This is a genomic window from Haladaptatus salinisoli (genome assembly GCF_020614375.1).
GTDB lineage: Archaea > Halobacteriota > Halobacteria > Halobacteriales > Haladaptataceae > Haladaptatus > Haladaptatus salinisoli.
Genome location: NZ_CP085327.1, coordinates 1005383 through 1018502, shown reverse-complemented (window position 1 = coordinate 1018502; position 13120 = coordinate 1005383). Strand labels below are relative to the sequence as shown.

The following is a 13120-nucleotide window of genomic DNA, read 5'->3' as shown; positions in this document are numbered from 1 at the left end:
TTTCAGTCACCTTTCGCGTCGGTCTTCTCGCGCTGTTCCTCGCCGTCTCGCTCCGCCGGTTCGGTGGAGTGTCCCGGCTCCTCGCCGGGCGTGGTCGGCGTGTCGCCGCGTGCGAGCGCGGTCTGGCCGGTTCGGGCGATTTCGATGATGCCGAACTGTCGGAAGGCGTCGACCGCGTCGTCTATCTTCTGCTGGTCGCCGGTGATCTCCACCGTGATGGTTCGCGGCCCGGCGTCCAGCGTCCGTCCCTCGTACATCTGCGTGATGGCGTGAACCTTGTCCGGCTCGTCGCCGCGCACCTTCAGGAGCACCAACTCGGCCCGCACGGCGTCGTCGTCCAGTTCGCCCACCTGGATGACGGGCTTCAACTTCGCCAGCTGTTTTTTCACCTGGTCGATTCCGGGGTCGGTCTCCTCGACCACGAGCGTGATGCGGGCGTGGCCCTCGACCGTCGTCGGGCCGACCGTCAGGCTCTCGATGTTGAACCGCCGCCGGGAGAACAGCCCGGAGACGCGCGAGAGGACGCCCGGTTCGTGCTCGACGAGCGCCGAGACGACCGCGGTGCGGTACCGCGGTTCGGCCTCCGCCTCGGGGTCGACCCGGATGCCCTGCTCGTTGCGGCGACCGTCGGGATGGGGTCGCTCCTCCGGCGCGGGGCCGGGCATCCCGGACGACGGAACGTCCGACTCGGCTTCCGCGGCCGACTCCGGCCGGTCTTCCACCGAGAAGTCCGACCGGGAGTCGTCCGAACCCTCGACCGCGTCCTCGCCGCTCATAGCTGCTCCTCCGAGAGGGCGAACTTCCCGTTCGCGCCGCCGCTGGCGACCATCGGGTAGACGTTCTCGGCGGGGTCGATGTGGAAGTCGATGACCGCCGGACCGTCGTAGGCCAGCGCCGACTCGATGGCGTCGGGCACCTCGTCGTAGGTGTCGACCCGGTAGCCCCGCGCGCCGAACGCCTCGGCCAGCTTGTCGAACTGCGGACACCAGTCGTAGTCGGCGGCCATCCGTCGGCCCTCGAAGAAGGCGTCCTGCCACTGGCGAACCATCCCGATGTACTCGTTGTTGAGCACGGCGACCGTGATGTCCATGTTCTCCCGAACCGCCACCGACAGCTCCTGCATCGTCATCAGGAACGAGCCGTCGCCGTCGACGCAGACCACCTGTTGGTCGTCGTCCGCGGCGAGGCGCGCGCCGATGGCGGCGGGGAGGCCGTAGCCCATCGTGCCGAGACCGTGCGAGGAGACCCACCTCCGGGGGCTGCGGAACGTCCAGAACTGCGCGGCCCACATCTGGTGCTGGCCGACGCCGGTCGTGACGATGGTGTCGTCCGGCGTCGCCTCGTCCAGCGCCTCGACGACGAACTGCGGCTTGAGCGGTTCGTCCTCGGGCGTCGCGTAGGCCAGCGGGTACTCCTCCTTCCACGCCCGGCACTGCTCGCGCCACTCCTGCCAGCGGTCGCCCGGACCCTCCGGCGAACTCGACATCGCCGTGTGGAGTTGGTCGACGACCGTTCCGGCGTCGCCGACCAGCGGGTAGTCGGCGTGGACGTTCTTCGATATCTCCGCGGGGTCGATGTCGACGTGGACGACCTCCGCTTCGGGCGCGAAGGTGTCGACGCCGCCGGTCAGCCGGTCGTCGAACCGACAGCCGACGGCCACCAGCACGTCGCAGTGGGTGATGGCCATGTTGGCGTAGCCGGTGCCGTGCATGCCCGCCCACGACAGGCAGAGGTCGTGGTCCTCGGGCATCGAGCCGATGGCGGGCATCGTCGTCACGACCGGGACGCCGTGCTCGACGGCGAAGCGCCGCGCCTCCTCGCAGGCGTCGCCCTTGACGACGCCCCCGCCGAACAGGAGCAGCGGCTTCTCCGCGCGCCCGATGGCGTCGGCCGCGGCCGCGACCGCCTCGGAGTCGGCTTCCTCCCGCGGCGAGTAGGTCGACGGCGTCTCGGCGGGTCCGGGTTCGCGGTCGGTCTCGCCCATCGTGGTGTCCTTCGGTAGGTCGACGAGCGTCGGACCCGGCCGCCCCTCGTCGGCGAGGGCGAACGCCTCGCCGACGACGTCGCCGACCGTGTCCGGGTCGCTCGCGAAGTAGTTGTGCTTCGTGATGGGGGCCGTGACGCCGGTCGTGTCGGTCTCCTGGAATGCGTCCGAGCCGACCATGGTCGAGGGAACCTGCCCCGTCAGCGCGACCATCGCGTCCGAATCCATGTTGGCGTCCGCGATGCCGGTGACGAGGTTCGTCGCCCCCGGTCCGGAGGTGGCGAGGCAGACGCCCGGTTCGCCCTTGACGACGCCGTAGGCGTCCGCGGCGTGGGCCGCGCCCTGCTCGTGGGCCATCGTGACGTGGCGGATGTCCGAGTCGAACAGCGCGTCGTAGACGGGCATGATGGCTCCGCCCTGGACGCCGAACATCGCTTCGACGCCGACCGCTTCGAGCGCGGCGACGACCGAGCTCGCGCCCGTCGTCGCCTCCGCCTCGGTCGCCTCTCCGTCGGTTCCGTCGCTCCCGTCCGCCTCCCGAGAGACGGCGTCGACGACCGGTTCGCTCACGGTTCGCCCACCCCCGTTCGTCGGTCGTTCGTCGGTCGATACGTGCTGGCTGTCGTTCGTGTCGTTGACATCGGTTTCTGCGCGTGCTCTGTGCTGTTCGGTGGCGATTCGGTCGGGGTCGGGGAGAAGGGATGGTGAGGGGCGGCTATGCCCCTACAATAATGAGTACGCGCTCGGCGGCGACGTCGCTCGACGCCTGCGGACTCGGAGTCGTGCGCGACCGTCGCATCTCTGGTTGTACGTTTCCCACCCCGACGGAAATAGCCCTTACGCGGCGGGCAATACTTGCCTCGCGATAGCTCGTCCCGTGGCAGTTGCTCACGGGGTGTCGCGCGAACGCGGGAGGACATGGTCAGGCCGTCGCCTCCTCCCGAGAATCGACGCCCAGTTCGCGGGCGTAGCGTCGAACGTCGCTCACGGTGACGCGCTCTTTCTCGGCACCCCGGTCTTTGACGCGGCGGGTGATCTGCCGGACTTCCGAGTCGGTGGGGTCGAACCCGTCCTGTCGCAGGTGCTTGCGGACGGCGTGGGTGCCGGTGTGCTTGCCGAGGACGAACTCCCGGTTCGCGCCGACCATCTCCGGCGTCATCACGCCCGTCTCGAACGTGTCGCTGTTCTCGATGACGCCCGCGGCGTGGATGCCGCTCTCGTGGGCGAACGCGTTCGCGCCCACGACCGGCTTGTTGACGGGGACGCTCACGTCGCTGCAGCGCTCGATCAGTTCGGAGACGGTGGCTATCCGCGGCGTGTCGATGCCGGTGTCGACGCCGTAGACGCTCTCGGCGGCCATGACGACCTCCTCGAAGGCGGCGTTCCCGGCGCGCTCGCCGATTCCGTTTACGCTCACCTGCACCTGCTCCGCGCCCGCTTCGAGGCCGGCCATCGCGTTCGCGGTCGCCATCCCGAAGTCGTCGTGCGTGTGCACGTCGATGCGAGCGTCGGTGTGCTCGCGGATTCGGGCTATCAGGTCGGCGAAGCGACCGGGCGTGGCCACCCCGCAGGTGTCGGGGACGTTTATCCACTCCGCGCCCGCGTCGGTGACGGCTTCGACGACCTCGCCCATGTACTCGGGGTCGGTTCGGGTCGCGTCCATCGGCGAGAACATCGGAATCGCGCCCGCCTCGGCGACCCGCTCGACCGCCGTCACCGCCCGCGATTTTACCTCGTCCCGCGTGGCGTGCATCGAATCCTCTATCTGCACGTCGCTGGTCGAGGCGAAGACGTGGACCATCTCCGCGCCCGTGTCGAGCGCGGTCTCCACGTCCCCGTCCACGACGCGAGCTAACGCGCAGGTGGTCGCCCGCGTCGAGTCGGCGATGTCGCTGACGGCCTCGAACTCGGCGTCGCCGTTGGCGGGGAACCCGGCCTCGATGACGTGGGTTCCCATCTCGTCCAGCGTCGCCGCTATCTCGCGCTTCTCGTCGAACGAGAACGATGTTCGTGGCGTCTGCTCGCCGTCGCGGAGCGTCGTGTCGAAAATTCGAACTGTCTCAATCTCGTCGGTGTGGGCTAACGTGCCCTCGAAGAACTCGATCCCCCCTCTCGGAGGAGGTGTCGTGGTGTGACATTGCACTCGTTTCCAGCGCCGAACTCGTATTTAAGCGTTGCGCTCAGACAGGTCGTTTCAGCGGACGAGAACGACGACTCGCCCCGTGAATTCGGGAAATCGCTCGCCATCGTCGGTGCGGTGTGTCATTAGATTGTTTAAGGAACCCCGTACGGCGGGCGGCGTCGTCGCGTCGGCGGACCGCTACGGGACACCTTCGAAGCCGAACCGCGGCGATATTTTCCGCGCCCGCGGTTGCGAAGCCGTCCGCGCGAGGTCGTCGCACGAAAAAACGGGTCGGGTACCGTCCGCCGACTTAGCCGCCGGACTGGTTGCCGCCCGTCTGATTGCCGCCGGTTTGGTTACCGCCGCCGGTCGTCTGCGTACCGCCACCGCCGCCCTGTTGTTGCTGCCACCAATCGTCGTTTTCGAGGACGCTGGTCTCCTCGTTCTCGGGGATCGTGCTAAAGTTGGCCGTCACGAGGAACCCGGAGTCGCCGAAGACGGTGAACTCCCGGTCCATCTCGTAGACGTTCGGCTGCTGTGCATCCTGCTGGTCGGTGACGAAGCCGAGATTCTCGTTGAACTGGCCGATGTTCGCGTCCCGCGCGACGAAAAACGGCACCTGTTCGTTCGTGTTCAGATACCGGATCATGCGCGTCTGGTAATTCGTCCAGACGTTGTCCTGTACCTCCGGCACGTTCGGCACCCACTCGACGACGCCCGAGGTGAACACGAACCGGGCTCCCGGCCGGAACGAGTTCTGGAATATCAGTCCCTTCGCTTGCTCCTGGAGCGCCGCCGCGTTCGTTCCCGTCTCGGCGCTCGCGGCACCGCTTCCGAGGGCGAGCGCGGTGCCGACCGACGCGAGGGCACCCGTCTTGAGGAACGTTCGTCGTGTCGATGCGTCTTGCTCGTCTGCTCGCTGGTTCTCATCCGTAGGCATCGTGTCCCTCCGAGGACGGTCAGTTCCTTCCGGTCGCGTCCCAAAAAGACGGGGTGACCGTTTTTCGCCCCGCTCCGCGCGTAACGGTCGATTGCGTTCGCCGCCTCGTTCGTAATCGACTTTTGGAACCGGCGCGCCGAGTCACCCGTCCCGTAATCGAAGGTTAGCCGAGCAGTCGACCGGAGTAGTGGACGTTTCGCGCGTTAACCACGGCGTTCCACTTCGTCGCGGAGCGGTCTCGAGGGCGGCTACCGCTCGCCGCGGGGTATTCCGCGCCCTCTTCGCGTCCTATCGCTCGAAGACGACCGGCGCTCCCCGCTGGATATCGAACGAGGCGCGGTCGCCCCGCGATATCGGCGTGTCGCGTCCCTGCGTAACGATTCGCACGTCGGAGACGGCGGCGGAATCCGGCTCGACGATGTAGTTCGTCTGGTCGCCCTGGAAGTAGCGTTCGGTGACGACGCCTCGGAGGGTGCCGCCGTTGCTGGCGAGCGAGAAGTCCTCCGGGCGAACCGAGACGGTCACCGGCCCGTCGTTCACGCGCTTTTCGAGCGGGAACGAGACGGTTCCGTCGCCGATCTCCACCGTCGTCGTCCCGTTCTCGGTTCGCGCGCGTCCCTCGAACAGGTTGGTGTCGCCGATGAAGTCCGCGACGAAGGCGCTCGCGGGTTCGCGGTATATCTCCTCGGGCGTCCCGACCTGCTCGATGCGGCCGTCGTTCATCACGGCCATCCGGTCGGAGAGGGTCATCGCGACCTCCTGGTCGTGCGTGACGTAGAAGAACGACCCCTCGGTCTTCTCGTGGATCTTCCGGAGTTCCACCTGCATCTGCTTGCGCAGTTTTCGGTCGAGGCTCGACAGGGGTTCGTCGAACAGGAGGACGCTCGGTTCGTTGACGAGCGCCCGGGCGAGGGCGACGCGCTGTTGCTGGCCGCCCGAGAGTTCGTTCGGATTGCGGCCCTCGAACCCCTCCAAATCGACGAGTTCGAGGTACTCCTCTACCTTTTGCTCTCGGGTCGCCGAATCGACGCCCGCCTTCTTCAGCCCGTACGCCACGTTCTCGCCGACGGTCATGTGCGGGAACAGCGAGAGGTGCTGGAAGACGAGGTTCGTGTCCCGCTCGTTCGGCGGGACGCCGGCCATGTTCACCCCGTCGAGGGAGACGGTCCCCGCCGTCGGCGTCTCGAATCCGCTTATCATGCGCAGCGTCGTCGTCTTTCCGCAACCGGACGGTCCGACGAGCGAAAAGAACTCCCCCCTTCGGATGGTGAAATCGACGTCCTCGACCGCCGTTACCTCGTCGTATTCCTTGCGAACGCCCCGAAGCTGGATGAGGGCGTCGTCAGCGCCTGCCATGGGTCGTGGTTGACCATCGCACAGTATAAAGCTACTGGGAGGAATTAAATAAATGACGCGCTTATAATTAGTTCCTTTCGAGTATTTTGCTGTTTTCTACCGAAGATTTAATGATACGGCGGAGGGTTGCTCCGTTATGGGTATGGATGACAAAGGCAAGCGTAGTGCTGGGACGAAGAATCGCGGTTTCAGGAACCGTCGGACGTTCCTGAAGGCGGCGGGAACCGCAGGTGCGATCGGTCTCACGGGCCTCTCGGGATGTCTGCTCGGCGGTAGCGGTGGCGGCGGCGGGAACACGATTCGCATCCTCACGTGGGAGGAGTACGCCGACCTGAAAAAGGAGATAGAGAATCGGCTGGACGTGACGGTCAAGTTCACGAAATCGACGTCCTCGTCGGACATGTTCACCGGCTGGAACTCCGGTAAGGACAAACAGTTCGACATCGCCGTCCCCAACAACAACTACGTGCCGAAGATGATGGACGCCGGACTCGTGGACTCGGTGCCGAGCGACGTCGTGAAGAACCAGAAGGACGTCTACGACAAGTTCCGACAGTTCAGTAAGAATCAGTTCACGAAGGACGGCGAGACGTACGGCGTCCCCATCCGATTCGGGTGGTACGGCTACTCCTACGACTCCCGGAAGATTCCGGAGAGTCACGACCAGAGCTACGAAGTGCTGTTCAGCGACGAGTACAAGGGGACGAACCTGAAGCAGAAGGTCGTCATGTACGACAATCACTTCAAGGCGATGAGCGCGACGGCGCTCTACCTCGGGTACGAAAAGGCCTTCGAGGGGAGCAAGGTCACCCTCTCCGAGAAGCAGATAAAGAAGGTGAAAGACACGCTCATCAAGCAGAAACCGAACGTACACGGGTACATCGCGGCCGACCCGTCGTACATCAAATCGTTCAAACAGGGGAACTTCATCGTCGGCCAATCCGGCCGGAACGAAATCGTCGAGATGTGGGCGAACGGCACCGACTGGCCGAAGATGGCGGCACCGAAGGAGGGGTCGCTCGCGTGGTTCGAGTCCGCCGTCGTCTCGAAGAAGTCGAAGAACAAGGAACTCGCCTGGAAGGTCGTGAACGAGTTCATCGCGCCGAAACTCGGCGCGCAACTGGCGAAGGTCGGGTACTCCCCGAGTTGCAATCCGAAGACGCAACAGCACCTCTCGAAGGAGCAAAACGACATGTACGGCTCCATCAAACCCTCTCGGCTCGAGAGCTTCATCCCGTTCAAAGCCGTCGAGAACGAGACCGCGTGGCAGAACGCGTGGGACGAAGTTAAGACGGCCTAACGAACAGAATGTCTTCCGATACTTCCGGTTCCCGACGCGGGTTTATCCGAACGTTCGCCTCGCGCTTCCGGCGCGGACTCATCCGAGCGTTCGCCTCGCGCAGGCGAAAACTCGGCGTCGAGCTCGGGCCGAGTCTCGTCTGGCTGTTGTTGTTGCTGATGGCACCGCTGACGTTCATGGTCGTCGTCAGTTTCATGAGCGTCAACGACGCCTTCCAAATCGTCTGGCAGCCCACGGCGAACAACTACTCGGAACTGTTCGCCGGCTCCGGACCGTTCTGGGAGACGCCGTTCTTCGACGCCCTCATCCTCTCGTACGTCGTCGCGGCGGCGACGACGGTGCTCTGTTTGGTGATGGCGTTTCCGCTCGCGTACTTCCTCGCCCGGCGAGACGGTCGGACGTTCAAGGTAGTCATCTTCTTCGTGTTGCTTCCGTTCTTCACGATGTACCTCGTCCGGGCGTACTCCTGGTATCTCATGTTCGGTCCGAGCGGCGTCATCAACCGGACGCTGATGAAGATCGGCCTCGCGAGCGGACCGGTGTCCGTCTTCAACTACGGCGTCCCGGCCATCGTCATCGGGCTCACGCACGCCTACTTCCCGTACATGCTGCTGTCGCTGTACGCGAGCATGGAGGGTATCGACTTCTCGCTCATCGAAGCGGCCCGCGATTTGGGGGCATCGCGAACCGAGACGCTGCGGGACGTCATCCTCCCGCTGACCCTCCCGGGCATCATCAGCGGCGGACTGTTCGTGTTCGTCCCGGCGCTGGGCGCGTTCGTCACGCCGCGATTCCTCGGTCAGGGGAAGGTGTTGATGATCGGCCAGCTCATCGAGAATCGAATCACCGGGCAGTACGCGATAGACTACGGAAGCGCGGCCTCGATGTTCATCGTGGTCTCCATCGTCGTCGCGTTCGCACTCGCGTTCCGGTACGTCAGCATCGAGGAACTGGGGGGTGTCTGAGATGGCGACCGAAACCGGAACCACGACCGACCGAACCGAGGAGACGACCGGGTCGACGCTGCTCGACCACGGCGCCAAACAGCGACTGCTGCGGCGCGGGCTGTACGCCGTCGTTGTCCTCCTGTTGGTGTTCCTGTGGATTCCGCTGTTCGCGATGATGTTCCTCTCGTTCGCGGTCAACGCCAGCACGTTCTTCCCCTTCCGCGGGTTCACGCTCGCGCATTACAGCGCGACGTTCGCCGACGCGGGGCTGATGATGTCGCTCTTCAACAGCATCCAGGTGGCGACGTTCTCGGCGACTATCGCGACGGTGCTCGGCGTTCTGGCGAGTTTCGCGCTGGTTCGCTACGACTTCCCGCTGAAGGAAGCCTATCGAACGTTCGGCATCCTCCCGATGGTGATTCCCGGCGTCGTGTTGGGCATCGCTCTCCTCATCTACTTCCAGACGATTCTCGGCATCACCACCGGCCCCCTCACGCTGATTCTCACCCACAGCATCTACGGCTTCCCGTTCGTCGTGCTGATGGTGACGGCGCGCCTCTACACCTTCGACCGGTCGTTGGAGGAGGCGGCCCGCGATTTGGGGGCCGACCCGCTCACGACGTTTCGGGACGTCACGCTCCCCATCGTCGCGCCCGCCATCGGTGCCGGCTTCCTGTTCGCGTGGATTCGCTCGTTCGAGGACTTCATCCGCGCGCACTTCGTGAGCGGGACGCTGGACGTGCTGACGGTGTCGATGTACTCGATGATAAAGTACGGAACCGCGCCGAAGATGAACGCCATCTCGTCGTTCATCGTCTTCCTCATCGCCGTGGTCCTGGCGGTCGCCATGAACGTGGGCAACGTCGCCGGCTACGTCGCGGGAACGGAAGAAGAGCCGTAGGTCTGCGTCTCTCCGACTCCCCCTCGTTTTCGACCGTCCGCGGTCGTTCGCGGACGGTACGCGTCCGCGGTAATCGGAATCGGTTCGAATCCGACGGCGGTGAGCGCGTTCGACGCGCGGCGGCTCCGCCGAAACCGCCGGTCGCTGCGGCCGTCCCGGTCCGCTCGCTCGCGCCTCGGTGATACGTCGGCGAATCGTCGTAACGCGTTCCGGTTACGTCAGTTGCACAATCCTTATCACCCCCTCGCGCAACGTTGTTCCCATGTCGATACAACGGCGACGGTTCGTGCGTGCGGCGGGCGTCGGTGCCCTTGCCGGACTCGCGGGCTGTACCGGTTCGCTCGGCGCGCGGAACGGAACGAAAGGGAAGGACGACTCCGGCGGCGGGAAGATAGGGGACGGCGAACTCGTTCTCGCCACGACGACCAGCACCTACGACACGGGACTGCTGGGCGAACTCAACCCGAAGTTCGAGCAGGCGTTCGGGGTCACCGTCAAGACCATCTCGAAGGGGACGGGCGCGAGCATCCGAACCGCCCGCGACGGGGACGCCGACGTCATCCTCGTCCACGCGCGCGGCGCCGAGGATACGTTCCTCCAGGACGGCCACGGCGTCAACCGCCGTGACGTGATGTTCAACGACTTCGTCATCGTCGGACCGAAGGACGACCCCGCCGGTATCAACGGCACGGAGAGCGCGACGAAGGCGTTCTCCACCATCGCTACGAAGGAGGCGACGTTCCTCTCGCGCGGCGACGACTCGGGGACCCACAAGAAAGAACGGAGCATCTGGCAGGAAGCGGGCGTCCAGCCGAGCGGGAAGTGGTACCGCGAAATCGGCAAGGGGATGGGCGACACCCTGACGCAGGCGAACCAGTCGAACGCCTACACCCTCGCCGACCGCGGCACCTACCTCTCGATGAAGGACGAACTCGACCTCGTCATCCACGTCCAAGGACCGCTGAAGGGCGGGCCGGTCATCCTCAAGAACCCCTACGGCGTCATCCCGGTCAACCCCGCGAAACACGGCAACGTCAACTACCGGGCCGCGATGGCCTACGCGGGGTTCCTGACCAGTCCGAAGGGACAGAAGCTCATCGAAAACTACACCGCGAACGGGTCGCAACTGTTCTTCCCGAACGCGCTGTCGAAGCAACCGAACTTCGGCCAGTACGTCCCGCAGGGCTACTCCGCGAAGCAGGCAAAATCGCTCTCGCGCGAGGATAAGCAGTTCCTCTACTGGGTCGAACGGGAGGTGCCCGCGAACTACTGACCTCGGCGCGCCGAACCGCCGTCGTCAGCCATCGAATCGCCACCATGCTACAGGAATTCGCTTCGGGTGCCGACTGGCAGTACTTCGTGAGCGTCGCCCTCGTCTCGCTGTACGTGAGCACGACCGCCGTGGCGCTCTCCACGCTGGTGAGCGTGCCGGTCGCGCTCGCCATCGGCTTCACGGAGTTTCCCGGGAAGCGCGGCGTGACGGCGGTCATCAACACCGGGATGGGGTTTCCGAGCGTCGTGGTCGGATTGCTCGTCCTCCTCCTCCTGTCGAATCAGGGACCGCTCGGCGAGTTGGGGCTGGTCTTCACGCCGACCGCGATGATCGCCTCGCAGTTCGTGCTGGCGACGCCCGTCGTCACGAGCATCAGCCTCTCGGCCGTCGAATCGGTCGGGCGCGACGTGCGCGACGCGGCGTTCACGCTCGGCGGCACCGACGGCGACGTCGGCCTCCTCGTCGTCAAGGAGGCGCGGTACGGCATCGTCACCGCCGTCCTCGCCGGCTACGGGCGGGCCATCAGCGAGGTCGGTTCCATCCTCATCGTCGGCGGGAACATCGTCCTGACCGATACGACCGGCGCGAAGACCTCCTACACGCGAACCCTCACGACCGCCATCACGGTCGAAGCGCGGCAGGGCCGTTACGAGGCGGGGCTGGTGCTCGGCGCGATGCTGTTGGTGCTCGTCCTCTGCGTGAACGTCCTCGGGTCGTGGGTCCGCAGTAGGAGTCGCGGACGCGGGGAGGTGCGCCGATGACGCTCGCCGCCGCGAGCGTCTCGCACGGGTTCGACGGCGAGCGCGTCCTCTCCGACGTGTCGCTCTCGGTCGGACCGGGCGAGGTCGTCACGGTCGTCGGCCCCTCGGGAACCGGGAAGACGACCCTCTTACGCCTCCTCGCGCTCTTTCGCTCGCCCGAGGCCGGCGCCGTCCGGTGGCGCGGCGAGGACGTGTGGGAGCTCCCCGACGACGACCGTCTGGCGGTCCGCCGCCGCGTCAGCATGGTGTTTCAGGAGCCGTCGCTGTTCAACGCGCCGGTCGAGCGGAACGTGACCTACGGGCTTCGCGTCAGGCGACCGTGGTCGGAGCGCCTCCGCTCGGCGGCGGCGCGGCTGGTCGGTCGTCGGGACGCCGCTGCCCCGACCGAGGTGCTCGAAACCGTCGACCTCGTCGGCAAGGACGACCAGAACGCCCTCTCGCTCTCCGGCGGCGAAGCCCAGCGCGTCGCGTTCGCGCGGGCGCTCGCCACCGACCCCGCCGTCCTCCTGCTGGACGAACCGTCGTCGAACCTCGACCCGCGGAACACGGCGCTCATCGAGGACGCCGTCGCCGACGCCGCCGAGCAGGGGGTTGGCGTCGTCGTGGCGACCCACGACATGCACCAGGCGGAGCGCATCTCCGACCGCGTCGCCGTCCTGCTCGACGGGACGATAATCGAAACCGGCCCGCCGGAGCAGGTGTTCGAGACGCCGGAGGACGACCGAACGCGAAAGTTCGTGGCGGGGGAATTGATGTACTGATGGGGACCAACGAGAGGACGACGCGACGATGACCGACGACACCGAGACGACGGAGGACGGGAGAACGGAGGACGACTCGCCGCGGGCGGCGTTCGACGCGCAACTCGTCGCCGGAGGCGTGAGTTTCGGCGCACAGGACGCGCGCTTGCTCCGAACCATCGACGACGCCGGGTCGCTCAACGCGGCGGCGACAGCGCTCGGACGGTCGTACGCCCACGCGCAGCGACGCGTCGTGGAACTGGAGGGCGGCTTCGGGGCGCTCGTGGAACGCGAACGCGGCGGGGCGAGCGGCGGCGGGAGCACGCTGACCGAGAACGCCCGAAGCCTGCTCCAGCGCTTCCGCAGGCTCGCCGCGGAGTCGTCCGGCCTCGCGGAGGTCGACGAGACGGTGCTCGACGGAACGGTCGTCGAACGGGACGGCGAGTTCGGCCTCGTGCGGACCGACGCGGGGGTCGTTCGGGCGCTCGTCCCGCCCGATTCCGACGCGGTCGAGGTGTGCCTTCGCTCGGACGTGATAACCCTCCACAGCCCGGAGTCGGCGCCGCGGGGCGACGAGACGAGCGCCAGGAACCAGTTCGTCGGCGAGATTCGAGGGGTCGATCGCGGCGAGAAGATAGCTCGCGTCGCGGTCGACGTCGGAACCGGCGCTCCGTTTCTCGCGCTGGTCACGACCACGAGCGTCGAGCGGCTGGGCCTGGAACCGGGCGCGGAGGTCGTCGCGTCGTTCAAGGCGACCGCGACGCGGGCGGTTCCGCGTTCGTCACCCGAGTAGCCG

General features: G+C 66.1%; 12 protein-coding genes. 7 read left to right on the top strand and 5 right to left on the bottom strand.

What is annotated here, in order from left to right; genetic code table 11:
- Window positions 1-2: 2 nt before the first annotated feature.
- From ilvN to LIX00_RS05575, 5 genes are all read right to left on the bottom strand, one after another.
- Window positions 3-665 (bottom strand): acetolactate synthase small subunit, encoded by a 663-nt coding sequence (ilvN, locus tag LIX00_RS05595; protein WP_368410736.1) that lies wholly within the window; start codon window positions 663-665, stop codon window positions 3-5.
- Between the two features lie 107 nt (window positions 666-772).
- The gene (ilvB, locus tag LIX00_RS05590) at window positions 773-2554 is read right to left on the bottom strand and encodes a biosynthetic-type acetolactate synthase large subunit (protein WP_227355216.1); all 1782 of its coding nucleotides are present in this window, start codon (window positions 2552-2554) and stop codon (window positions 773-775) included.
- Between the two features lie 352 nt (window positions 2555-2906).
- On the bottom strand, window positions 2907-4127 hold the full coding sequence (locus tag LIX00_RS05585) for a LeuA family protein (RefSeq protein ID WP_227355215.1): 1221 nt from the start codon (window positions 4125-4127) through the stop codon (window positions 2907-2909).
- A 289-nt stretch (window positions 4128-4416) separates the two neighbouring features.
- On the bottom strand, window positions 4417-5046 hold the full coding sequence (locus LIX00_RS05580; protein WP_227355214.1) for a twin-arginine translocation signal domain-containing protein: 630 nt from the start codon (window positions 5044-5046) through the stop codon (window positions 4417-4419).
- A 288-nt stretch (window positions 5047-5334) separates the two neighbouring features.
- Window positions 5335-6402, bottom strand: coding sequence for an ABC transporter ATP-binding protein (locus tag LIX00_RS05575; protein ID WP_227355213.1), 1068 nt, complete (start codon window positions 6400-6402; stop codon window positions 5335-5337).
- Window positions 6403-6538: 136 nt separating this feature from the next.
- Here LIX00_RS05575 and LIX00_RS05570 point away from each other — a divergent pair, with 136 nt between their 5' ends.
- The 7 genes from LIX00_RS05570 (at window position 6539) to LIX00_RS05540 (ending at window position 13117) form a co-directional block, all read left to right on the top strand.
- The gene (locus LIX00_RS05570; RefSeq protein ID WP_438267062.1) at window positions 6539-7702 is read left to right on the top strand and encodes an ABC transporter substrate-binding protein; all 1164 of its coding nucleotides are present in this window, start codon (window positions 6539-6541) and stop codon (window positions 7700-7702) included.
- A gap of 8 nt (window positions 7703-7710) precedes the next feature.
- Window positions 7711-8667 carry an ABC transporter permease gene (locus LIX00_RS05565; RefSeq protein WP_227355211.1) on the top strand — a complete coding sequence of 319 codons (957 nt, stop codon included), beginning with the start codon at window positions 7711-7713 and terminating at the stop codon, window positions 8665-8667.
- Between the two features lies 1 nt (window position 8668).
- Window positions 8669-9550 (top strand): ABC transporter permease, encoded by an 882-nt coding sequence (locus tag LIX00_RS05560; RefSeq protein ID WP_227355210.1) that lies wholly within the window; start codon window positions 8669-8671, stop codon window positions 9548-9550.
- A gap of 262 nt (window positions 9551-9812) precedes the next feature.
- Window positions 9813-10823, top strand: a complete 1011-nt coding sequence (locus LIX00_RS05555) for an ABC transporter substrate-binding protein (RefSeq protein ID WP_227355209.1) — start codon at window positions 9813-9815, stop codon at window positions 10821-10823.
- A 44-nt stretch (window positions 10824-10867) separates the two neighbouring features.
- On the top strand, window positions 10868-11584 hold the full coding sequence (locus tag LIX00_RS05550; protein WP_227355208.1) for an ABC transporter permease: 717 nt from the start codon (window positions 10868-10870) through the stop codon (window positions 11582-11584).
- Window positions 11581-12345 (top strand): ABC transporter ATP-binding protein, encoded by a 765-nt coding sequence (locus LIX00_RS05545; RefSeq protein ID WP_227355207.1) that lies wholly within the window; start codon window positions 11581-11583, stop codon window positions 12343-12345. The genes LIX00_RS05550 and LIX00_RS05545 overlap by 4 nt, the downstream gene beginning before the upstream one ends.
- A gap of 28 nt (window positions 12346-12373) precedes the next feature.
- Complete coding sequence (locus LIX00_RS05540; protein WP_227355206.1) at window positions 12374-13117, top strand: TOBE domain-containing protein; 744 nt, start codon at window positions 12374-12376, stop codon at window positions 13115-13117.
- Window positions 13118-13120 lie beyond the last annotated feature (3 nt).